Genomic DNA, 22,847 nt, shown 5'->3' with positions numbered 1-22,847 from the left:
CTCGGCTCTACATTTCAAGAGTCACATAGTAGCCGTTTCGCCCCCGCTGAACCAGCAACACAACGCTCGACAAATTGCGCGCCTCGATCACCGCCCTGGAAAAATCTTCGAGATTCGCAATCTTCTTCTGATTCACCTGACGGATCACGTCTCCCGGTAAAAGTCCCATACGGCCCGCGCTTCCCTGAGGCGCGACCTTCACGACCAGAGCGCCGCTTTTCGACGCCAGCCGGTAGTCTCGAAAAGTCTGCGGCGTGATCGGAGCCACCGCAATTCCCATACGCGACGCGACAAATCGTTCCACAAAATCTTTCGGCAAGGGAGCCACCTTCAATGAGACCGACATTTCCTTGCCGTGCCGCCAGAGCGACATGCGCATCGAATTGCCGATCGCATAAGTCGCCACCCGATCCAGATACTCCGAGCGGTTCTTCACGCCCTTGCCATTGATCGATAAGACGACGTCTCCAGGCTGAACCCCGGCAATCTGCGCGGGACTGCGCTCCATCACCTGAGAGACCAGAGCGCCCTCGGCGCGGGCCAGACCAAAATGCTCCTGCATCTCTGGATTGAGGTCCTGAACCGACGCTCCCAGCCAGCCCTGGCGCACCTTGCCATAACGAATCAACTCATTGACGATGCGCTTGGCCTTGTCAATTGGAATGGCGAAGCCGATGCCTTCCGCCTTCTGGTAAATCGCGGTATTCACTCCAATCAGCGAACCGTTGATATTCAATAACGGTCCGCCGCTGTTGCCGGGGTTGATCGAAGCGTCGACCTGAATGAAATCGTGGTAGGTCGCTCCGTTCCCCGCTTTCAGACTTCGGTTCAAGGCGCTAATGATTCCCGAAGTCACCGTGTGCTGAAGTCCGAAGGGATTGCCGATGGCGATGATCGATTCTCCAATCATCAAATCCGACGACGCTCCCATTTTCACATAGGGAAGCGCTTCCTTCGCGTCTATCTTCACCACGGCCAGATCAGAGCGGATGTCGGCGCCGACAAGATGCGCTTCAAACTCCCTCTTGTCGATCAGCGATAACTGAATGCGCAGGGCCTTGCCTATCACATGCTCGTTGGTCAAGACATAACCGTCGGGGTGAATGATCACCCCCGACCCCAGACTTCTGCGCTTCTGGGAAATCGGCGGCATGAAATCCTTCAAAAATTGATCGAAGAAATTTCCGCCAAAATTGCGAAATGGATTTTGGATCTGAGAGGGCGTCTCTTCCGTATAAATATTGACAACGGCAGGCCCCACCTTCTGAACCGCTTCGACAATAGGGGTTCTGCGTTCAAACGCTTCGACGGCGATCACGGAGCCGCTGATCAACGCGAATAAGATAAGGGAGGGTAAAATAATTGATGAGGGAAGGCGCATTCAAAAAAACAAGGCGGACTCCTCAGAGTCCGCCTTTCCAGCTTGATGGTTTTGAAACGAGTTATCCGCCAATGCGAACGGCAATATAGATCGTGTTGCCGCCGCGCTTGACGAGGAACAGAGCCGACTTGCCCGGTTGCAAGGTGGCCTTCAACCGGTTGTAATCGTCCAGATTCTTGATCGGAGCCCGGTTCATTTCAGTGATCACGTCGCCGCGTCGTACTCCCGCCTCAGCCGCCGGCTCGCCAGGAGTGACATCCGATACCAGAATGCCTTCCGTAACGTCCAGTTGCAGGCTTTGCGCCAGTTCAGGAGTGATGTCCTGAGTTTGCATTCCAAGCGGATCCTTCGAAGCTACTTGAACTTCCGTGCTGTCTTTCAAAACTTCAATCGTCACGCGCAAGGTTTTCTCTTCGCCGTTGCGAATCACGATCACATCGACCACGCTGTTCGGATTGGTGTTGGCGACGACTTTAGGAAGCGAATCCATTTCCTTAATGTCCTCGCCGTTGAATTTAACGATCACGTCGCCGCGTTTGACGCCCGCCTTGTCCGCAGGACCGCCGGGAATCACGTCGCCAACCAGCGCGCCGTCGCTGCTTTCAAGCCCAAAGGACTTGGCCAGATCCGGGGTGATCTTCTGAATCATAACGCCCAGCCAACCGCGTGTGACCGAACCTTTTTCTTTCAGGTCTTTAAGAATATTCTTTGCAATGTTGATGGGAATCGCAAAACCGATGCCCACGTTGCCGCCGGTATTTCCGGAAATGATCGCGGTGTTGATGCCGATCACGTCGCCGTCGATATTGATCAAGGGACCGCCGCTGTTGCCGGGATTGATCGAGGCGTCGGTTTGAATGAACTCATCATAAGGACCGGCTCCAATGCTTCGTCCCAACGCGCTGACAACGCCAACCGTAACGGTGTGGCTGAGGCCGAAGGGATTACCGATCGCCACCACCCACTCGCCGACTTCCAGATTTTCAGAATTTCCCATCTTCAAAAACGGAAATTTAACTTCTTTTCCTTCTTCCTGATCGACTTTGATCAGCGCGATGTCCGTCTTCGGATCCGAGCCAATCAAGGTCGCCGTGTATTCCTTGTCGTCTTCCAGAAGAACGGTGATCTCTTCTGCGCCTTCCACCACATGGTAGTTCGTCAGAATGTGACCGTCCGCGTCAATCAGGAAACCGGAACCCATGCCGCTCTTAGGGCGAGGCTCGTTTCTTTCGCCAAAAAACTTGTCGTAAAAATCCTTGAAGGGATCACGATCCGGAGACGGGGAAGGAGATCGGGGAGACGGCGGACGCATTCGGCGCTCGGGGCCATTGGACTTCGCCCGCGTGCTCACGTTCACAACCGCCGGATTTTCCTTTTTGGCAATTTCCACAAACAAGTTGGTGCTCAATTGTCCGTTACTGGCGCTCAACGCCTGCGCATCAAACCCCGGATGAGGGATGATCGGCGATCCACCCATCGTGATGGGGAAAGACAGTAATATGGCGATGAACCCGATTGCTAACCGCTTAACGCTTTTAAAATTCATTTGTAACCTCTCTTGACAATCGTAATTGCTAGGCTCCCAACACATGCCTAATCAGGAAAATCCCGTTCCTTAGGTTCGGACATTTCGGGGAATGGTGAAATCAATAATATAAAATCCAATGTAGTTTATTGATCTGGAATTAAAAACGGATTAACTACTCATTAAATAAATTTAACCATTGAATCCTATATGATATAGAACCGTTTGAATAGCGCCCACAGAAAACCCTGGGTCGCATTGCGGTAACTTTTGGATTATATACTTTCAAAATAAAGGAATACAACCGCAAAAGCCAAGCGGCTCGTTACATTTATAGTTGACTCATGTATTTCCATCCATGATAATTATCGGGGCTTAGAGATGGTTTCCATTCTCTCGCCAATCGGTTGCGACGCTTCTTTGTTAGAGCGCATCGCCCTGTCTCCGGCGAGGTTGCCACCCGTCCCCATGGACTCTTTATGGGCTTGTTTTTGACCGCCATAGGCTTGATGATGGTTTTTGAAGGAATTCCCTATTTTTCCTGTCCATCCAAAGTCAAGGAATTCGCAAAGAAAATTCCCGAACTGGAAAACGGTTTACTGAGAGTCATCGGATTGATCCTCATGAGCCTGGGTTTGGGAATCGTATACCTCGGGAGGTCGATGATCGACAATGGTTAGACCCTACATACAAGTCGTTTTGTTAGCGTTCCTCGTTTTCGTCACAGCCTGTGCCGGGCATTCGACGCTGGGCAAAGGTCTGAAAAGCGAAGTCAAGCCGTTCAAAGAGGCCGTCCCGTTTTCAGAAATCCCAATGATATCGAGCTTCGATTTCGATCCCGACGCTTCCTTTATCTATGAATCGGGGAGCGGGAGCGTAAAAGTCGGACGTCTCTTTTATTCCGGCTGGGGAAATCTGGAAGATACCGTCAAGTTTTTTGAAAACGAGATGGTCAACAAAGGCTGGTCTCTGGTCAATTCCATCCGGCAGAACGGCGTCATTCTGAATTACCAGAACGACGCGCAAGTCGCCACGCTCATCATCACCCACGACTGGGGCAAATCCTTCATCGAAATACAAATCGGCCCGAAATGAAAACGCGGAGTCGCGCTCTACCCTCCTTCCGCTTCTACGCAACGCGGTCGCTTTTAATTCCTTTTGATTTCTCGCGCTGATCGCATGCCGTCTTCAGATGCAAATCCCCGGCAACTGATTTTTGACTTCCCAGGACACGCTGAATTCTCCTTCGAAAATTTTGTCGTCGCCCCGGACTCCTCTCAGGCATTTCAAGCCGCCCGGGACATCAGTTCGGCTTCGAGTCCCCTGGAATTTTCATCGTTATTTTTGCACGGAGGTCCCAACCTGGGAAAAACGCATCTGCTGATCGCCCTCGGCAACGCCTTGTCTAAAAATTTTCCGAACAAAAAAACCTGCTACGTCGATTGCCGCGAACTGCTAAGGACCGGCGCCAGTCCGGCGCTTTCTGCGGAAAAGACCCAACAACTGGCGGACGGAGATTTCATCTTGCTCGACGACGTCGATTGCGGACTCGACCAGCTCGCTTTTCAGGAATCGCTTTATCATATCTACAACTCCATTTCAGATCGTCAGGGAAAAATCATCTTTGCGTCTCGCAATGCGCCCCAATCGATTCAGGCCAGTGATTTTCTAACGTCGCGTTTCCTGTGGGGATTGACGGCGGAAATCGGGCCGCTGGATTTTGACAGCATGGGACGACTCATCATCAAACTGGGAAAAGACTGCGGCGTCGCAATGCCGGAGAACGCCGCGCAGTTTTTGATGAACCGCATTGCCCGCGATTTCGTTTCGGTGCGAAACGCAGTCGACGCGATCAACCGTTTCTCCCTGACGCACAAAAGAAAAGTCACCATCCCTTTAATCCGGGAAGCGCTGGAACTCGATTAATGAACGGACACAATATCGGCGGACTCATCGACCGCTTTGCCGAAGAAACGCCGGACCGAGACGCGATCATCGTTCCGCATAAGAAGCAGAGCATCAGCTTTTCCGCCTTGCAAAGGGAAAGCGACGCCATCGCCTGCGGTTTGATACGCAAAGGGCTTGAAAAAGGCGACCGGGTACTTGTCATGACGCCTTTCGGAATCGAATTCATGGCGATCACCTTCGCTCTGTTTCGCGCCGGTCTGACGCCTTCTTTGATCGACCCCGGCATGGGCCGCAAGCACATCCTCAAATGCATTACGGAAACGCAACCCGCCGCGATGATCGCCTCGCCCCTGGCCCATATCATCCGCAGATTCTTTCCCGCTCCGTTCCAGTCGGTTCGACATTTCATCACCGTGGGAAACACCTGGCTTTGCGGCGGGGTCTCCTTGCAGAAAATCAAACAAGAAGGCTCGCAACCGGTGGACCTGCCAATCACACAGCCGGACGATCCGGCGGCGATTTTGTTCACCAGCGGAAGCACCGGGCCGCCCAAGGGCGCCTGTTACACGCATGGCATGTTCCTTCAGCAAACCCAACTCTTGCAATCGGCCTACGACATACAAGCCGGGCAAACGGACCTGCCCACCTTTCCCCTGTTCGCTTTGTTTGGGATCGGTCTGGGGATGACGGCGATCATTCCTGATATGGATTTCACGCGGCCCGCAAAAGCGGACCCACAGCGCATCACCCGTTTGATTCAGGAGCGAAATATCGATAGCAGTTTTGGCTCGCCGGCGCTTTGGAATACCGTCGCCAGATACTGTCAGGCGAACAAGGTTTCTTTGCCCGGCCTGAAACGGATTCTTATCGCGGGCGCGCCCGTTCCCGGATCGCTACTCAAGCGTTTCGATGATTTTTTGTCTGAGGACTGTCGCGTCTTTACGCCTTATGGCGCAACCGAAGCGCTGCCCGTGGCTTCGATCGAACGCAGAGAAATTTTGAACGAAACCTGGCAACGCTCGGAAGAAGGCGAAGGGGTCTGCGTCGGTCGTCCTGTGGAAGGAATGCAGTTTTCAGTCATCAGGATCAGCGACGATCCCATTGAAGAATGGAGTTCGGAGTTGCTCGCGCCGGAAGGAGAGGTCGGGGAACTGGTTGCCAAAGCGCCCTGGGTGACGCAGGCCTATTTCAATCGCCCCGAGGCCACGCGTTTATCCAAGATAAAAGACGGGGATCGTTTTCGCCATCGCATGGGCGATCTGGGAAGGCAGGACGCCTCGGGTCGCATCTGGTTTTACGGACGCAAGAGCCAGCGCGTGGTCTGTGAATCCAGAACAATTTACACCATCCCCTGCGAGGCGATTTTCAATCGCCATCCGCAAGTTCGGCGTTCCGCGCTGGTCGGCGTCGGCGAGTGGGGAAAGCAAACGCCCCTCATCATCATAGAACTGGAACCTTCATCCAGCCCCGTAAACCGCAACGCGCTCCGCGCCGAACTGCTCGAACTGGCCCGGCGCTACCCGGCGTCGGACTCGATCCGGCAGGTTCTGTTTTACCCCGAATTTCCCGTCGATATTCGCCACAACGCCAAAATATTTCGCGAACAACTGGCGAAATGGGCGGAGACTCAAGGACCTCAGGATTCCAGCGCTTGAACGCCTCGGGCTTAACGCGCCGCGCCGATCAAAGATTCCACCCGGCGCAACGTTTCCTCTGAAAACAAATCTCCGGTCAGCATTTGTCGCGCCTTTTTTCCCGCTTGCCGGAAAGTTTCGCTCGCTTCAGGGGACGCAATCTCCATCATCTTCACGCCGTTTTCCTGCATGACCCGGATCGATTCAAGATTCTCATCATGAATCGTCTGAGTGAGCGCTTTCAGACGTTTGGCGCTCAGGTCTTTCAAAATCTTTTTCAAATCGTCAGGGAGTCGATCAAAAGCCCGCTTGGTCATGAGGACTCCGCCCGTCGCGTAACCCATATGATAGCGCGTCATGTACCGGACCTTGGAAAACCATTGCAAGGCCAACGCGCCCTGTGGCGAAGAATACACCGTATCCACCATGCGGGTCTGCAAGGACATCAACACATCGTTGATGGATAGCGGAATCGGGGAGACATTCATCGCCTTGTACATGGCGTTGACCAGCGGATCACCCGCCCACATCCAGGGACGCGCCCTCTTCAGGTCGTCGATGGACGCGATCTTTTCAACTGAAAAAAAATGCACCCAGCCGACGGGAACCCATCCCAGCAAGACATAACCCTGGCCTTCAAATTGTTCGGCGAAATATTCCGTCATACCATCGTAAACCCGAACAATCTCTTCTTCTGACTCAAACAAAAACGGCAAATCCAGAACCCGGACTTCGCGCAGGATTTCCCCCAACCCCACGCCGGTGAAACCGGCGGAATGCAACTGCCCGATGCGCATTTTTCGAATGACGTCCTTCTCATCGCCGGACACCCCGCCCGGATAAAATTTAAACTTCAATCGGCCCTCCGACGCCTTCGAAGCCTCTTTCGCAAGCTCGCGCATGGCGATCATCCAGGAAGAACCTTCGGGAGCGAGGGTGGAAAACTTGATAGTGTGCGAATCTGCCGCAAATGCGCGCGGGGCGAACAACAAAGAGCCAAGAACCAGCCATATAAAAATCATGCGCCATCGGAACGACCTATGAACAATAAAGCTAGAACAGATCATCGGCTTCCTCCAACAAGGCTTTTGCCTTGCGTTGCGCCACTTCGTTCGCGAGCCGTTCTTCCGGCAAAGCCTCAGGCGGCGCGCTCAATGCCGTCCTCAGAAGAGATTCAAACAACTCCCGATCCTGTGTCTGAACGGCGACGGTCTTCGCGTAAAAATAATAAGACAACAAATATTTTCCCCCGGTCAGTTCAATATTTCGCTGGAAATGTTCTTTAGCCTTTTCCGGATTCCCCCCCAGCATGCGCGACCGGTTCCCGTAAAACACGCCCAGCCCCAAATGCGGCCCCGCCTGGCGGTAGTCCTCATCCAGCTTCACATTATGCGTCAACAAGATTTCCAGCTTGGAAATATCCGCAAACGCCGAAGGGGAACTTAAATTCAATGTCAGCCATTCTCCCCAGCATTGACCAAGCCAGAAGAGCGCTGGAAGCCGCTTCGCTCCAAAACCCTCGATAGCGCCCGCAAATTCAGCGGGCGGCAAACCCGCCATCTGCGGCTGATCCAGGGCGCGCAGAGCGTAGTCTTTACCGCGCGCATATAAGACCGACGCTCTTGCCGGGTCCTCATCCCTGACGTAACTGAATGCGTAACTGCAAAATCCCTCTGCCAGATATTCAAGCAAATTGACATTCTTCGGATCGCCTTTCAACAAACCCTCCATGATTTTCAGATTGGAGGGGATGGACTCGCGCGCAAGGATCAGATCGCTTTCGGCCCGCATCGATTCCACCTGATCCGCAACCAGAGGAAGCGACCATTCCGAAACCATCTGGCGCACGCTACAGCCCGATCCAAAAATGAAAAAGCATATTAATACTGGAACGATTCGTTTCATATGCGTCATGGTAGCAAAACATGGGGTTCTCAACAACTACCGCATTTAGGTTCATTTCCTACACTTTTATTTCGATATAGGGAAGGCATGACCTATACTAAGCTGGGGTGATTTACTAATATGCGCTATCTAACATGAAAATCTGGCACCGGCTCTTCCTGCTTCTGTTAACCATGCTAACGCTGATTACGTTATCCGGCGTTGTGCTTTTGCAATCGACAAGAAATGCGTTGCAAGACAAAATAGGAGAAGAAATCCGACTCAACACGCAAAACAATCTGAATCACATCATCTACTCTTTGTCGTCCAGAGCCGACGAAGTTCAAGCCTTGGCCAGAGCCATTGATCTGGTACGGGAAATTCAGCGCAACAAGGTCTTGAAGACAAATTCACGAGATCATCAAGCGCTCATAGATGCGATGGATCGCGACTGGGTAGAAAACAAAAACACTCCCGCTATTTCAGCAATCCTCAACAATTCCATATCCAGGAATTTCAATAAATACATAAAGTATTATCGCAAGCACAATGGCTATTCCGTCTTTAATGAACTCTTCGCAACCAATCTCAACGGGGAGATAGTCGGCGCCGCTCCGCGCACATCAGATTATTATCAGGCGGATGAAGACTGGTTCAGAGCGGCGATAGCTTCCCCCGATCCCCTATTCAGCGAGGTCATCTTTGACGAAAGCTCCCAGTCCTTTGCGATCAACTGCAATATCCGCCTGCACGACGAACAGGGGAGTCCGGCAGGGGTCTTGAGAGCAGGCATCAATTTACGAAATATACAGGAAATGATCCAGTCTTCTCGATCCGCCCTTGACTATAATGAGGTCGACGTCTTTTTAGTGGATCAAAAAGGGCGTTTGCTATTCAAAAGCAACAAAGGAAATGAATTCGAAGCGCTTGATATAGGCGCTTTAAAATTTGGCGAAGCGTTGAATGAGCTTCCGCCCGTCAAGCAACTGCTTGCCGGAAACAGCGGAAACAGCATTTATGAACGAGACGGCGTGACCTATTTCAGCACGCACGTGCAACCCTCTCGACAGTTTCTTCACAAGGGACTGGAGTGGATGATGGTCGTCGACATCAATCTCGACGAAGTGTCAACGCCTGTCCAGCATTTGCAAAAGGGAGCGCTCCTCATCATCTCCGCCACCCTGCTGGTCGCTTTGATCTTAGGCTCTATTCTGGTCTTTTCTATTCTTGGCCCTCTCAACGCCGTGCGTAAAGCCAGCGTAGAAATCGCTTCCGGCAATCTCAACGCACGGGTAAAAACGGCTCATTCTAATGACGAAATAGGCCAGTTAGCCGAATCATTCAATATCATGACGGATCATATCCGTAATAATACCGAACTTCTGGAAAAGAACGTGGCGATACGGACCCGGGAACTTGAAGTCGCTCTAAAAACCGCAAAGGCCTCAAATGAAGCAAAATCGACGTTTCTATCCAATATGAGTCATGAACTGAGAACGCCTCTCAACGCGATCCTCGGCTTTGGTCAACTCATAGAAATGCAAACTCAAAGTGAAAAAGACTCCGCCACCTACGAGCATGCCCAATTTATTTTGAAAGCGGGCCGACATTTACTGGAACTGGTCAACGAACTGCTCAATCTATCCCAAATCGAATCAGGAAAAATCGAAATCAACAACGAATGGGTGAACCTGCCCCAGCTCATAGATTATGCAAAATCCACATTGTCTCCTCTGGCGGACGAAAAAAATATTACCATCCATACCACCATCCCTGCTGAGTTTGACGGATCGATCTGGACGGATAATCAACGCTTGCAACAAATCCTTTTCAACCTGATTTCAAACGCTATCAAATACAATACGCCCGACGGTTCCGTGTTTCTCGAGTTGAAAAGAGAGAACAACTCTTTTTTTCACATCCTCGTTCGCGACACAGGTATCGGAATCGCTCCGGAACATCAGGAACAAATTTTTAAACCCTTCCACCGCATCCTGGATAAAACTCACACCATCGAAGGAACCGGAGTCGGACTGGCGATCACCCAAAAGCTGGCGGAACTTTTGGGTGGAAAACTTGGACTTGAAAGTGGGATAGGCAAGGGAAGCCTGTTCACAGTCAGCATCCCCATCGTCGATCCTGACGATTCAACAATAGATTAGGAACAAAATTCACGTCGCTCTGGCTCCCCACTCACCAAGCCGCTGATTTAGTAAATCCTAATTCGCTAAAAAGGACTCTTAAGAATATATTCACCCATATCGCGTCTACTGACCGGTAATTCAAAAAGCTGTAATTCTCAACGAGTGACAGGAGGAGTTCCCCCTTCGCTCATCAGAGTTAAACCTTTTAAAATTAAATACTTTGTCAATTTTTCTGCTAAAGACAACACGCCAATCTGCCGTTTAAACTAGAACATGACGGCCCTTGTCTTTAATTGAAATATGAATCAGAACGGCGCCCCACGACTTATGCTCAATGTTCCACTGTTAAAATCAACCGCACTGCTCATTATTCTCCAGACCGCGTTCCTCTGTAATTGGAAAACTCCGATCGCCATCGCCGCAGAGGAAAAGGAAAAATCCGTATTAGTGCAAACGGAATTCGTAAAACGCATCGCCAAAACCAATATCATCGAACTGCCCGGCACTGTTCTTCCCTGGGCCACCACTTCGCTGGGAGCAGAAATAGAAGGACGCGTTGATGAAATTTATGTGAGAGAGGGCGACAAGGTTCGAGTAGGGGATCCCCTCATCAGGATGAGAACCCGACCGCTCGAACTCCAGCGCGACTTCGCGATCGCCGAAAAGAACCGCGTGGTCGCTCAATTGGAAGAACTTAAGGCCGGCTCCCGGATCGAAGTCCTTGCCGCCGGACAGGCGCTGGTCGAAAAAGCGCAAGCGCGCATGCAATTTGCCAGAAACGAGTTGACGCGCATCGAAAAACTTTATAAAAACGGCGTCGTCAGCGTCAACGAATTCGACAACGCTAAAACCCTGGCAGAAGAATCGACCGCCGAATTCAACGAACGCTTTTCGCAATGGGAAGAACTCAAAGCCGGTCCGCGTATCGAACAAATCCAGAGAGAAGAAGCCAATCTTCAGGCCTCCATCGCAAAAATTAAAATTATCGAAGATCAAATCGAACGCGGCTCCCTGCGCTCCCCATTCAACGCTGTCGTCGTACGCAAGGACTCCGAAGTCGGGCAGTGGCTGGAGGCGGGCGATCCCGGCCTGACTCTGGCGGTGGTCGATCCCGTTCGCATCGAGATCAACGTTCCCCAGCACCTCTTCAACCAGATCGGCAAGGGTTCGACCGGCAACATTCATCTCGATACGCGAAGCGTCGATTCCAGCGGGATGAAATTCAAAGGACAGGTGGTCGAGAAAATTTCAGTTGGCAATGCCACCTCGCGCACCTTTCCCGTGCGCCTTCGCGTCGACAATCCAAAGGGCGCTCTCGCCGCTGGCATGCTGGTTCAGGTTGAACTCGAATCTTCGAAACCTTCACAACAAAATCTATTCGTTCCCAAGGATGCGTTGGTGCGTTCCCCCAGCGAAATCATTCTGTGGGTGATTCGTTCCCTTGAAGACAATTCCCTGACCGCTGAAAAAATACGGGTGACGCCTGGAGAGGCGCAGGGAAATATGATTGCCGTTCAAATCGAAAAGGGCGCGAGCCTGAAAGAAGGCGATCAGGTGGTGGTTCACGGAAATGAACGCATGAGACCCGACACCAAAGTGGTATTAACCCAACCCGCTCCTTGAAACTTCCATGAAACTGATCGAAGGTTCTCTCAAATACGGCGTCACCGTCGCGGTCGGGGTGATCCTGACCCTGATGTTCGGAATCCTGTCCCTGCTCAGAATTCCAGTTCAGCTGGTGCCCGACGTCAGCCAGCCTGAATTGACCGTGGCGACCACCTGGCCGGGAGCCAGTCCCGAAGAGGTCGAACGGGACATTGTCGACGAACAGGAAAAGCATCTCAAATCCATCGTCGGACTGGTCGAAATGAAGAGCCTGTCGCAAACCGGTTCCGGCGAAATCTACCTGACCTTCCGTACCGGTTCTGATCTGCAGGAGATGCTGGTGCGTACCTCGAACGCATTGCAACAGGTATCCACTTACCCGGAAGACGTCGACGAACCCATCATCAAAACCGTCAACGTATCGGATCGCCCCATCGCCTGGTTTGTCCTGCAACCGCTCCCCGGAATGGAAGACAAGGTGAACGTATATCAATACTACGATTTCACCGTCGATAAAATTAAATCCAAATTCGAACGTATTCCCGGCGTCTCTGAAAGCGAAGTGCGCGGCGGAAGCCCGCTGGAAGTTCAGGTCACTTTTTCGCCCGCCGCCCTTGCAGAGCGCGGCCTGGGAATCTTTGACTTGCGCGAGGCCTTGCGCAACCAAAACCGTAACATCAGCGGCGGCGATTTTGACGAAGGCAAGCGGCGCTACATCATCCGCACGCGCGGCGAGTTTTTCAATCTCGACGAAATCCGAAACGTCATTCTGAAGCAAGAGGGCGGGCGCACAGTTTACGTGCGCGACGTCGCCGAAGTTTCGCTCAGCTACGACGAATTGCGCGATTATGTGCGACACAACGGCCTGCCTGGCATCGCCGTCAACGCGCGCCGGGAAACCGGCTCCAACATTCTCGTCGTCATGAACGAACTCAAGCGGGTTAAGAACGAATTGAACCAGAACGTTCTCGAGCCGATGGGACTTCACCTTGTGCAGACAGCGGATAAAACCGAATACATCACGCGGTCGATTCGCATGGTGCAGATCAATCTCGTCGTCGGCGGTTTTTTTGCAACGCTCATTCTTCTACTGTTTCTGCGCAGTTTTTACGGCACGCTCGTCGTCGCGCTCGCAATCCCTATCAGCGTGATCGGTTCTTTCCTCGTCATCACCCTCATGGGGAGAACCATCAACGTCATCATGCTGGCGGGAATGGCCTTCGCCGTGGGCATGGTGGTCGACGCCTCGATCATCGTCCTCGAAAACATTCACCGGCATCGGCAAATGGGGAAAAGCTCAGGCAGAGCGGCGCTCGACGGAGCCGGAGAAGTCTGGGGCGCCATCTTTGCGACGACTTTGACCACTCTGGTCGTCTTCATCCCGATCCTTTTCATTCAGGACGAGGTCGGTCAGTTGTTCCGCGACATCGCCGTCGCCGTGAGCGCGGCTGTCACCCTGTCGATGATCGTCAGCATTCTGGTCATCCCTTCGCTCAGCCAGAAATTACTGCAATTCGAAACGAAACACGAAGGCGATTCCCAATCCGCTTTCAGCCGGCGCCTGCACAACCTGTTTGGCCTGGTTCCTCTGGCTCTGAAGTTGACCGAAAAATTCATTCAAAGCCTTGACTGGCTGTTTCGTTACCGAAGCCTGCAATGGGCGCTGGTTTTGGTTCTCATCACATTCCCTATCGCCGCATCGTGGAAAATGATGCCCAAAACTGAATACCTGCCGGAAGGCGACCAGAACGTCATCATCGGCATGATGATTCCGCCCCAGGGCTACAACATCAACGAAGCGCACCACCTGGGCGACCAGCTTGAAAAGATATACCGCCCCTATTGGGAAGCGGCGCCGGGAAGCCCCGAAGAAGCGAAGCTCAAAGGCCCCGCCGTGCGCAACTTTCTTTATATCGGCAGTCGCGGGCGCGTCTTCACCGTCGTCAAAGCCAAAGACCCCGAACGTTCGAAGGAATTGATTCCCGTTCTGAAAGAAGAACTCTCTAAAATTCCCGGAGTCATCGCCGTGACCCGGCAACTGTCCTTATTGAGCAGCGCCTTTCGCGGTTCGCGCGGCATTGACATCAATATCATGGGACCGGATCTCAAAAAATTGACGAGCATCACCCAGGACATGTTTTATAAATTAAAGAAATTGATGCCAGGGGCGCAGATTCGCCCGATTCCCGGAATGGAACTGGGACAGCCCCAACTCCAGGTCGTTCCGCGTCTCCTGCAAAGCGCGGAAATGGACATGAAAGTTTCTGAAATTGGTTACTCCGTCGCCGCCTTGATGGACGGCGTGTTCGCCGACGAGGTGTTTCTCGATGCAGATTCTGTTCAGGTTCCCTATCTGCCAAGAGAAGGCATCGACCTGATCCTGCAAAGCAGGGATAAGGACGTGCAAGCCACCCAGGACTTGGAAAAAATGACGGTGTACACGCGGCAGGGCAAAGCGGTTCCCCTTGGCAGTATCGCTCAGGTGTTGGACACGGTCAGCTCGGAACAGATACAGCATTTTGAAAGGGAACGCTCCATCACCCTCGAAGTATCGCCTCCGAACGAAATGCCTCTGGAAGCGGCAATTGATATCGTCCGCCAGCAAATCGTTCTGCCTCTGGAACAAAGCGGAACCTTCACCGGCGGTTATTCGATTCTTCTCACCGGCAACGCCGACAAGCTGGAGAGCACGCGCGAAGCCATGTCCGGCAATTTCATTCTTGCGATCATCATCACTTATCTGCTACTCGCCGTTTTGTTTCAGCACTGGGGATTCCCCCTCATCATCATGCTGAGCGTTCCCCTCGCCGCGGTGGGCGGCATTTTCGGACTCTGGACGCTCAATCGCTTCGTATTTCAACCGCTGGATATTCTGACCATGCTGGGATTTATCATTCTGATCGGCGTGGTGGTGAACAATGCGATTCTTATCATTTATCAAACCCTGCAAAACCAGCGTATCGGGAACATGGAACCGCGTTCAGCAATTCTCGACAGCGTTAAAACCCGCATCCGTCCGATTTTCATGAGCGCCTTCACGAGTATTTTCGGTTTGCTTCCGCTCGTGGTCATCCCCGGCGCCGGGAGCGAAATTTATCGCGGCATTGGCGTCGTCATTCTTTCCGGCCTGTTTGTCAGCACCCTGTTCACTCTCATCCTGATCCCCTGCCTGATGAATCTGTCGAGCAGAAGAACCGCCGAAACTCCGTAATAAAGTCATCGCGCGACGACGCTTCGTCCCCCAAAAAACTTAAACGCCAATGAAGATACCCCTTGACTTCATCGCTATGCTTATGAAAACATAGCGGCACGTCGTTATGTATAAAGAAACATAATGAAACATCGCATTCAGAATCCGCAAACAATGAACCAATGCAAATCAATCCCGATCGCCTCTCTCCAATGCATTGTCATACTGCTGACAATCCTCGGTTCGGACCTGCCCTTTGTCCATGCCGAATCCACCCGAGCGGCGGTGGCTTCGAATTTCCATAATCCCTTCAGTGAAATCGTTCGCTCCTTTGAAAAACAAAGCGGCCACAGCGTTCAGATCGTCGCGGGATCGACGGGAAAACTCTATGCGCAGATTATCCACGGCGCGCCTTTCGATCTGTTCCTCTCCGCCGACCAGCAACGACCGCGCCTCCTTGTCGATCAGGGGAAAGCCGTCGCAGGATCACTGATCACCTATGCCGCCGGAAGAATTTCCTTGTGGAGCCTGAAAAATGATATACAAGCGAGTGAAGCGGATGCGGTTTTAAGGATTGGAAACTTTTCTCATCTGGCCATCGCCAATCCAAAGACCGCGCCTTACGGGCTGGCGGCGATGCAAACCCTGATAAAAATGGGACTCTGGGACTCGATTCGAACGCGACTGGTGCAAGGAGAAAATATAGGACAGACCTTTCAATTCGTCGCGTCGCAAAACGCGGAACTCGGTTTCGTCTCTCTCTCGCAAATTCTGGATCCATCAAACGCGTTCGATAGAAACAACCGCTGGGATGTTCCTGAAACTTTTCACGATCCCTTGCGGCAGGATGTCGTCATACTCAACCGAGGCGCAGAGAACCCTGCAACTCAGGCATTGTGGAAATTCCTGAAAAGCGACACAGCGCAAGATATTATCAAACGATACGGATACGGTTTGAAATGAAAACTCAGCCATCAGATTCGTTGCGCATTAAAGGCCTGGTATGAATACTTCTCAACTCGATTTTCAGGCTGTCTTCCTGACCCTGAAGCTGGCTTCTGCCACCGTCGCTCTACTACTCGTCATCGGCATCCCCATCGCCTGGTGGCTGGCGCACACGCGCTCGCGTTACCGACCCTACATCGAAGCCGTGGTGGCCCTGCCGCTGGTGCTACCGCCGACCGTTCTTGGATTTTACCTGCTGATTTTATTGGGGCCGAACGGATGGCTGGGCGGCCCCTTCAGCGCTGCTACTGGCGCGCCTTTGTCTTTCAGTTTTACCGGGCTGGTCATCGCGTCTTCCATTTATTCGCTTCCCTTCGTCGTTCAACCCCTGCACAGTTCCTTCGAGGCGGTGGGGAAGGAACCGCTCGAAGCCGCATGGACGCTGGGCGCCTCCAAATGGGACGCCTTCTGGACCGTCGCTTCGCCGCTGGCGATTCGCGGCTACGTCACCGCGCTGGTCTTGGGGTTCGCCCACACGCTCGGAGAATTCGGCGTCGTGCTGATGGTCGGAGGGAGCATTCCCGGCGAAACCAAAGTGATCTCGATAGAAATCTATGAGAAGGTAGAAACTCTTGATTACGGCAACGCTCACCTGCTATCCGCAGGGCTTCTTATTTTTTCATTTCTTGTTCTTCTCATTGTTTACATAATCAATCGGCGCTTGCCGGTACATGTCTAACGCCGCTAACAGGGAACTCCTATGAACAAAAATCCAAGTATCCTCAGCTTCATTTTCATCCCGGCCCTACTCCTTTGCCTCGCGACAGGCGTGCATGCAAACGATGATCTGCTTGAAGTCCTGCGGGACAATCGCACGATCAGCGCCGAACAATACGAGCAATTGAAAAAGAAACGCGAGCAGGAGGCATCGCAAAAAAATTCCAAGGGTTTTGAGTTTGGCAAAAAAGGCGATGATTTTCGTTTGAAGGTTGGCGGACGCATTCAAACCGACGCCGCCTTTTACGATGAAAACACCCGCTTCGGAGATGGAGCTGAAGTGCGCCGGGTCCGGCTGGAGTTGGAAGGACGATTGTACCGTCACTGGAGATTTGCGCTTGGTATGGATTATTCAGGAAACGCAGTGAGCCTCAACGATTCCTGGCTGGGTTATTACGGCATCAGGAATACCAATTTTAAAATCGGTCATTTCAAGGAACCCTTCAGTCTGGAGGAACTAAGCAGTTCCAAATACCATCCCTTCATGGAACGTTCGCTGGCAAACGCATTCGTTCCAGGCCGCAACTTAGGTCTGCAGGCGAGTTTCAACGGCGCCAACTGGACAGTTGCCGTCGGCGGATTTGGCGAGGGCGTCGGAGATAACCGGGTGAAAGGCGAAGGCCACGGAACCACGGCCCGCGCCACGCTTTCCCCTTTCGGCAATTCCATGCATCTGGGAGTGTCCGGAACCTACCGCGTTCCCCAGGATGCAACAAGTAGCGCGACCATCGACAGCCGACCCGAATCGCATGTGACTTCGATCCGAACCGTCAATACAGGCACAATCTCCAACATAGACCATTTCACCACCATTGGCTTCGAGTGGGCGCAATTCCTGGGAGCGTTGTCTCTGCAAGGGGAGTACATGATTCACAACATCGAGCGGACGCAAAACGCCAACGCTCAGTTGGATGGCGGTTACGTTCTCGCCTCCTGGTTTCTCACCGGCGAGAACCGCAATTACAGCCCCAGCAAGGGGAAGTTTGGAATGATCGTCCCCAACAAGAATTTTGGAGATGGCGGACCGGGCGCCTGGGAAGTCGCGTTTCGTTACAGTTTCATCGACCTGAACGACCGCCCGATCACAGGCGGACAACAAGAGAACTATGGCGCTTCGGTCAACTGGTACGTCAACCCCAAAATCAGATTTCAGCTCAATTATCAACACGCCAATACCGATCCGATCGCAGACAACCTCAACCTGAACATCATTCAGGCGCGGGCGCAGGTTTTCTTTTAAGGCAATCGACACTTTGATTGAATCCTATCCATGAATCGTTTGACCGCAAAATTTGATGTTTCATTTCCCGACTTCGCTCTCAAGGCCGATATCGATATTCCCCTGGAGGGATTCACCGCTGTCTTCGGCCCTTCCGGTTGCGGCAAAACCACCCTGCTACGCTGTCTGTCCGGACTGACTCGCGCCGACGACGGATTCATGCAGGTTGGCGATACCGTGTGGCAGGACGAAAGACGGGGACTGTTTTTGAGCGCCAGCGAACGACCCATCGGCTACGTCTTTCAGGATGCCCGACTGTTCGCTCATTTAAACGTTGAGGGAAATCTTCGCTACGGAATGAAACGTCGATCTTCCAAGACCGACAGCTACGATCAGATCATCGACATTCTGGATCTGCGCCGGTTACTGCAAGCGCGCCCGCGACAACTCTCAGGCGGAGAAAAACAACGCGTCGCCGTTGGCAGAGCCTTGCTCACGCAACCGCAATTACTGCTCATGGACGAACCGCTCGCCGCGCTCGACGCCGCAAGAAAACAGGAAATCCTCCCCTATTTCCAGCGCATGCAGGAGACCCTGAATATTCCCGTCATCTACGTCACCCACTCGCTCAATGAAGTCCTGCAGCTGGTCGACACCATGGTGATGCTGGATCGCGGGCGGATCATCGCAACCGGCCCCATCGCCGAGGTGTTCTCCAGCGTCGGCCTGAAGAAACATGTTGGCTCCGCCATGGTAGGCGCGGTCCTCGACGCCACCGTCATGGAGCAAGACGACGAATACAAGCTGACCCTTCTGCAAACGGGTGAACACACCCTGTACGCTCCGCATCAGGATGCGCCGGTTGGAAGTCGACTTCGTATTCATATACATGCATCGGATGTGTTCCTGACCACATCCCCCCTGTCTGAGCAGACCAGCGTTTTGAACACGCTTCCGGCGGTGATTCAGGAAATCTCAAACGCTTCGGCGAAGGAAGCAACCGTCGATATCAAGCTCGACGTTGGCAGTCCGCTTCTGGCAACCATCACCCGAAAATCCCTGGAGCTATTGAAACTGAGTGTTGGGCAGAAAGTCTATGCAAATATCAAGGCTCTGCGAACGGTGTACGATATCGAATGATCTTCCATTCATGATCTCTAGCGCCATCGACTGAATAAATTCAGTGCGTCTCATGGTAAATTTTCAGATTTTCTTCAAAACTATCTTCAATTAGATAAAAAATTAATATATTCATAAAACGTTAATTCCTTATCAGACGCCCCTTATCAAAGAACTTCGTGGTGGAACTAACAGAGATCACTTGTATTTTTCATAATCAAAGGGATAATATCGGTTTCAATTTCTGAACGGTGATTTATAATGGCAGGATTCTGAGAATATATTAGGAGATACCTAGTGATTAAAAAAAATGACGTTGTAACCATGAGCTATACCTTGAAAGATTCAGAGGGAACGGAGCTTGGCAGGACCGAAACCGAAGAACCTTTGAATTATTTGCACGGGGCGGGAAATATCGTGCCCGGGCTGGAGGAAGCTATTGAAGGGTTGGGAGTTGGAGACAAAAAAGAAGTGACTGTCTCTCCCGAAAAAGGCTATGGGGAACCTATTCCCGAGCTGAAATTGCAAATTGCGCGCACCAATTTCCCCAAAGATGTCGATATCAAACCGAATATGCAATTTTCAGCCGATCTCGATGGCAGGGAGCATGTCTTCAACGTGGAAAGTATTGAAGGCGATCAGGTCAACGTCAACGGGAACCACCCTCTGGCAGGTGAGACGCTCCACTTTAACGTGGAAATCCTTGGAGTTCGAGATGCGACGCAAGAGGAATTGGAGCACGGACACGTGCACGATGGACACTCGCATCATTAAGGACAACGGCCGGGCCACGGCCTGTGAATTGAGCGACTGACGCTCCTTGCATTGCAACACCGAGCCTTAAAGATCACCGAAACATTCAGGGCGCCCCTTTCAAGTTAAAGGCGGCGCCCTTTTTTCTTCCTGCAGAACTCGTTCGACTAAAGCTGCTAATCAACGATCGTTTTTTTGTTCCATCCATTTCTCAACCTCAATTCCCCAATCTCCGGGAATCAATGTTTCAAAATGCTCAAGATAGGCGTCGCCAAGCGTTCGCAAGGCAACAGGATCGTCTGCAAGGCGCTCCACTTGAACCCAGAAATTCCATTCCAGAGACAAACTCCAGTCCGCGTCGTTCAAACGACAATCGGGAAGCCGGTAATGATAGGTCGGGCGGGCTGACGTCAATCCGTCGTCCAATCGTTCCTGAACGAAATCGGCCTCCACATGCGTGAACAACGGTAGAAAATCCAACTCCCGATTCCGGGTCGGGTTCTCCGCTAAATAATCTTCGATCAATTGATCCCTATCTGGCGTATAGCCTGGAGACAGAACCCGCTTCGCATAGGATCGCGGAAAGGTGTTGATATAAGGAGAAATCCGACGAGCCAGATCGATATTCATGACTTCATGCAACCAATCGCTGAGCAGGAGAAACGCCTGCAAATGGCGCAGTATCGACTCTGATTTTAAAGAAGGGGCTTCTGGATTGATATGCACGCCAAAAGCGTAAAAAAAAGATTCATCAGTCCCTTCTGCGCCCAGAGCTTGCAAGGCCTCGATCAAAACATTCAATTCATCCAAACGGTCCAAAGGGATCGGAGCGGTGACCACTTCGTAAGGCACCACAACCTTTCCAACATCCCCAATCAACTCGCACAACTTTTCCTTTGCTTCAACATTGAAAAAATTGTCAATGACGCCGGCCTCGCTTCCGTTAGGATCGACATTGTCCGGATGAACAATTTGCGTATCCAGTTGAACGGAAAAATCTCCCAAATCCGTATCAATAATTTTGTAATAATGCTGATTCAGCTTTTCAAGATCACCGCCATAAATTTCCCGAACCTTTTCAGCGATCATCAAGCAATCCTGCGCGGCGAATTCCAGTTCAAATCCTACTTTTCGCATCTCACCAGAATCATTGAGTAATCGCGGCGGTTGAATGAATGAATTTTTCATAATGAATACACTTTCTTATTAATTCGAATCGATACGATTTCTGGTAGCCAACGCCAACCAGAGAATGCCCAATAACCCGGACAGAAAGGTTGAAATCAGGATCGCCAGTTTTGCTTCTTCTATCAGTAAAGGCTGCCCTTTAAACGCCAGCATGGCGATGAATATCGACATCGTAAAACCCATTCCCGCCAACAAGCCAACGCCAAGCAACTCCTTGTTGCCCATGCCCTCAGGCAGAGAACCCAGGCCCAGTTTAACCGCCGCTTTGCTAAAAAGAAATATGCCAAGCGGTTTTCCCACGACCAACCCTCCGATGATTCCAAGAGAGACGAACGAACTCAACACGCTCCCAAGATCCTGGTCCGACAGACGGATCCCCGCACTACACAAGGCGAAAACGGGAAGGACGACCAAAGCAATCGGGTTTTCCAGTTTCGTTTCCCAGCGTTGGAGCGGAGTCGACGCCTGGCGAGCGACCTCCTCAATATTCAGCATCAGACCGCTCTGCTTTTGATCCGATAAAACTTCATTTTCCGATTCCTGTCTCCGTTCAAATTTTGAAATCAACTTGCGCACCCGCTGAACAAACCGACCCGATTGCAGACTCGGACGCGCCGGGATGGTCAAGGCAACAAGCACCCCTGCAACCGTCGCATGGACGCCGGATTCATGAACGAACATCCATAAAACAAGACCCAGGATAAAATACGCCCATGCGGCGCGCACGCCGGAAATATTCATGCCGATCAATAATACAAGGACCGCCCCGGCTCTTAGCAAAGCTTCCAGATGAAGCGACTCCGTATAATAAACAGCGATCACCGTGATGGCGCCCAAGTCGTCAAATATCGCCAGTCCCGTCAAGAATACAAAAAGCTCGCGGCTCACCTTGCGCGCAAAAAATGCCAAGGCTCCCAGCGCGAAAGCGGTGTCCGTCGCCATGGCAATCGCCCAGCCCTGCTGATAACCCGAATCGAGATTGGTCAGATAATAGATCAGTGCAGGGAGAACCATCCCGCCTAAAGCAGCGCTTAAGACAATGCCAATCTGACGCGGGTTTTGCATTTCACCCGCCAGACACTCGCGTTTTAATTCCAGACCAAGGAGAAAGAAAAACAAGGCCATGAAACCGCTTCCCACCCACTCTTCAAGCGACATGGTGAACTGACTGGACCCAACAAGAAGCCCCACATCGGTAAGAATCACTTCACGATACATGCGGTTCATATCCGAATTCGCAAACACCATTGCCAGGCAGGTGGCGCCCGCAAGCAGTAGTCCCGTAGAGGTTTGGCTTTCAATGAATTTTTCGAACGGCGAAAGCATTCTCGCCACTTTCTTTTCAACGGGATTTAAAGAGACGTCATTCATAAGAGATCAGAAAAAAACGTTAGAAAAATAAAAAAATTTTTAAATTAAACAACACAAAAACACGGCGTAAAATTTAGCGACGCGAATGTCACATCAACAGGCGACTCCCATTAGCATGACATTGCATCGAACAAAAAACAAGTCGACGGCCTGCGTCATCCCTTTATTACAGCTTAAACGGGCTCATAACAATTCATTGATATA

Annotated in this window: 18 protein-coding genes; 12 read left to right on the top strand and 6 right to left on the bottom strand. The window is 51.8% G+C overall.

What is annotated here, in order from left to right; genetic code table 11:
• Nucleotides 1-7 precede the first annotated feature (7 nt).
• Together G3M78_08445 and G3M78_08440 are read right to left on the bottom strand one after the other, a co-directional pair.
• On the bottom strand, nucleotides 8-1,333 hold the full coding sequence (locus G3M78_08445; protein ID QPJ65417.1) for a Do family serine endopeptidase: 1,326 nt from the start codon (nucleotides 1,331-1,333) through the stop codon (nucleotides 8-10).
• 109 nt (nucleotides 1,334-1,442) lie between these two features.
• Nucleotides 1,443-2,927, bottom strand: coding sequence for a DegQ family serine endoprotease (locus tag G3M78_08440; GenBank protein ID QPJ65416.1), 1,485 nt, complete (start codon nucleotides 2,925-2,927; stop codon nucleotides 1,443-1,445).
• Nucleotides 2,928-3,385: 458 nt separating this feature from the next.
• On the opposite strand from G3M78_08440, the gene G3M78_08435 reads away from it, so the two are divergent.
• The 4 genes from G3M78_08435 to G3M78_08420 all read left to right on the top strand — a co-directional run bounded on the left by G3M78_08435 (nucleotide 3,386) and on the right by G3M78_08420 (nucleotide 6,469).
• On the top strand, nucleotides 3,386-3,586 hold the full coding sequence (locus G3M78_08435; protein ID QPJ65415.1) for a DUF2065 domain-containing protein: 201 nt from the start codon (nucleotides 3,386-3,388) through the stop codon (nucleotides 3,584-3,586).
• Nucleotides 3,579-4,001, top strand: coding sequence for a hypothetical protein (locus G3M78_08430; GenBank protein ID QPJ65414.1), 423 nt, complete (start codon nucleotides 3,579-3,581; stop codon nucleotides 3,999-4,001). Before G3M78_08435 ends, G3M78_08430 begins: the two co-directional genes overlap by 8 nt.
• An 84-nt stretch (nucleotides 4,002-4,085) precedes the next feature.
• The gene (locus tag G3M78_08425; GenBank protein ID QPJ65413.1) at nucleotides 4,086-4,832 is read left to right on the top strand and encodes a hypothetical protein; all 747 of its coding nucleotides are present in this window, start codon (nucleotides 4,086-4,088) and stop codon (nucleotides 4,830-4,832) included.
• Complete coding sequence (locus tag G3M78_08420) at nucleotides 4,832-6,469, top strand: AMP-binding protein (protein QPJ65412.1); 1,638 nt, start codon at nucleotides 4,832-4,834, stop codon at nucleotides 6,467-6,469. The genes G3M78_08425 and G3M78_08420 overlap by 1 nt, the downstream gene beginning before the upstream one ends.
• Nucleotides 6,470-6,480: 11 nt before the next feature.
• On the opposite strand, the gene G3M78_08415 is transcribed toward G3M78_08420, so the two are convergent.
• Both G3M78_08415 and G3M78_08410 read right to left on the bottom strand, forming a co-directional pair.
• Nucleotides 6,481-7,470 (bottom strand): ABC transporter substrate-binding protein, encoded by a 990-nt coding sequence (locus tag G3M78_08415; protein ID QPJ65411.1) that lies wholly within the window; start codon nucleotides 7,468-7,470, stop codon nucleotides 6,481-6,483.
• A 31-nt stretch (nucleotides 7,471-7,501) separates the two neighbouring features.
• Nucleotides 7,502-8,353 (bottom strand): hypothetical protein, encoded by an 852-nt coding sequence (locus tag G3M78_08410; protein ID QPJ65410.1) that lies wholly within the window; start codon nucleotides 8,351-8,353, stop codon nucleotides 7,502-7,504.
• A 134-nt stretch (nucleotides 8,354-8,487) separates the two neighbouring features.
• On the opposite strand from G3M78_08410, the gene G3M78_08405 reads away from it, so the two are divergent.
• The 8 genes from G3M78_08405 (at nucleotide 8,488) to G3M78_08370 (ending at nucleotide 20,105) form a co-directional block, all read left to right on the top strand.
• Nucleotides 8,488-10,494, top strand: a complete 2,007-nt coding sequence (locus tag G3M78_08405; protein QPJ65409.1) for a HAMP domain-containing protein — start codon at nucleotides 8,488-8,490, stop codon at nucleotides 10,492-10,494.
• A gap of 309 nt (nucleotides 10,495-10,803) precedes the next feature.
• On the top strand, nucleotides 10,804-12,099 hold the full coding sequence (locus G3M78_08400) for an efflux RND transporter periplasmic adaptor subunit (protein QPJ65408.1): 1,296 nt from the start codon (nucleotides 10,804-10,806) through the stop codon (nucleotides 12,097-12,099).
• A 7-nt stretch (nucleotides 12,100-12,106) separates the two neighbouring features.
• The gene (locus G3M78_08395; protein QPJ65407.1) at nucleotides 12,107-15,292 is read left to right on the top strand and encodes an efflux RND transporter permease subunit; all 3,186 of its coding nucleotides are present in this window, start codon (nucleotides 12,107-12,109) and stop codon (nucleotides 15,290-15,292) included.
• Between the two features lie 123 nt (nucleotides 15,293-15,415).
• Entirely contained in the window at nucleotides 15,416-16,234 is an 819-nt protein-coding gene (gene modA, locus G3M78_08390; protein QPJ65406.1) for a molybdate ABC transporter substrate-binding protein, read from the top strand.
• A 40-nt stretch (nucleotides 16,235-16,274) separates the two neighbouring features.
• On the top strand, nucleotides 16,275-16,955 hold the full coding sequence (gene modB, locus G3M78_08385) for a molybdate ABC transporter permease subunit (GenBank protein QPJ65405.1): 681 nt from the start codon (nucleotides 16,275-16,277) through the stop codon (nucleotides 16,953-16,955).
• A 21-nt stretch (nucleotides 16,956-16,976) separates the two neighbouring features.
• Entirely contained in the window at nucleotides 16,977-18,233 is a 1,257-nt protein-coding gene (locus G3M78_08380) for a porin (GenBank protein ID QPJ65404.1), read from the top strand.
• Between the two features lie 30 nt (nucleotides 18,234-18,263).
• Nucleotides 18,264-19,352: a molybdenum ABC transporter ATP-binding protein gene (gene modC / locus G3M78_08375; GenBank protein QPJ65403.1), complete on the top strand. Its 1,089-nt coding sequence runs from the start codon at nucleotides 18,264-18,266 to the stop codon at nucleotides 19,350-19,352.
• Nucleotides 19,353-19,628: 276 nt separating this feature from the next.
• Nucleotides 19,629-20,105, top strand: a complete 477-nt coding sequence (locus G3M78_08370) for a peptidylprolyl isomerase (protein QPJ65402.1) — start codon at nucleotides 19,629-19,631, stop codon at nucleotides 20,103-20,105.
• A gap of 159 nt (nucleotides 20,106-20,264) precedes the next feature.
• Here the strand turns inward: G3M78_08370 and G3M78_08365 are convergent, their stop codons facing one another.
• Nucleotides 20,265-21,272, bottom strand: coding sequence for an amidoligase enzyme (locus G3M78_08365; GenBank protein QPJ65401.1), 1,008 nt, complete (start codon nucleotides 21,270-21,272; stop codon nucleotides 20,265-20,267).
• Nucleotides 21,273-21,290: 18 nt separating this feature from the next.
• Nucleotides 21,291-22,643, bottom strand: coding sequence for a Na+/H+ antiporter NhaA (gene nhaA, locus G3M78_08360; protein ID QPJ65400.1), 1,353 nt, complete (start codon nucleotides 22,641-22,643; stop codon nucleotides 21,291-21,293).
• Nucleotides 22,644-22,847 lie beyond the last annotated feature (204 nt).

This window comes from Candidatus Nitrohelix vancouverensis (assembly GCA_015698305.1).
In the GTDB taxonomy this organism is placed as follows: Bacteria; Nitrospinota; Nitrospinia; order Nitrospinales; family VA-1; genus Nitrohelix; species Nitrohelix vancouverensis.
The sequence above is the reverse complement of the archived record's forward strand: the minus strand, read 5'-3'. Positions and strand labels throughout refer to the sequence as shown.

Coding starts and splice junctions, on each gene's coding strand:
- G3M78_08440 (QPJ65416.1), bottom strand. CDS start 2,927: ATGAATTTTAAAAGCGTTAAGCGGTTAGCAATCGGGTTCATCGCCATA.
- G3M78_08435 (QPJ65415.1), top strand. CDS start 3,386: ATGGGCTTGTTTTTGACCGCCATAGGCTTGATGATGGTTTTTGAAGGA.
- G3M78_08430 (QPJ65414.1), top strand. CDS start 3,579: ATGGTTAGACCCTACATACAAGTCGTTTTGTTAGCGTTCCTCGTTTTC.
- G3M78_08425 (QPJ65413.1), top strand. CDS start 4,086: ATGCCGTCTTCAGATGCAAATCCCCGGCAACTGATTTTTGACTTCCCA.
- G3M78_08420 (QPJ65412.1), top strand. CDS start 4,832: ATGAACGGACACAATATCGGCGGACTCATCGACCGCTTTGCCGAAGAA.
- G3M78_08415 (QPJ65411.1), bottom strand. CDS start 7,470: ATGATTTTTATATGGCTGGTTCTTGGCTCTTTGTTGTTCGCCCCGCGC.
- G3M78_08410 (QPJ65410.1), bottom strand. CDS start 8,353: ATGAAACGAATCGTTCCAGTATTAATATGCTTTTTCATTTTTGGATCG.
- G3M78_08405 (QPJ65409.1), top strand. CDS start 8,488: ATGAAAATCTGGCACCGGCTCTTCCTGCTTCTGTTAACCATGCTAACG.
- G3M78_08400 (QPJ65408.1), top strand. CDS start 10,804: ATGCTCAATGTTCCACTGTTAAAATCAACCGCACTGCTCATTATTCTC.
- G3M78_08395 (QPJ65407.1), top strand. CDS start 12,107: ATGAAACTGATCGAAGGTTCTCTCAAATACGGCGTCACCGTCGCGGTC.
- modA (QPJ65406.1), top strand. CDS start 15,416: ATGAAACATCGCATTCAGAATCCGCAAACAATGAACCAATGCAAATCA.
- modB (QPJ65405.1), top strand. CDS start 16,275: ATGAATACTTCTCAACTCGATTTTCAGGCTGTCTTCCTGACCCTGAAG.
- G3M78_08380 (QPJ65404.1), top strand. CDS start 16,977: ATGAACAAAAATCCAAGTATCCTCAGCTTCATTTTCATCCCGGCCCTA.
- modC (QPJ65403.1), top strand. CDS start 18,264: ATGAATCGTTTGACCGCAAAATTTGATGTTTCATTTCCCGACTTCGCT.
- G3M78_08365 (QPJ65401.1), bottom strand. CDS start 21,272: ATGAAAAATTCATTCATTCAACCGCCGCGATTACTCAATGATTCTGGT.
- nhaA (QPJ65400.1), bottom strand. CDS start 22,643: ATGAATGACGTCTCTTTAAATCCCGTTGAAAAGAAAGTGGCGAGAATG.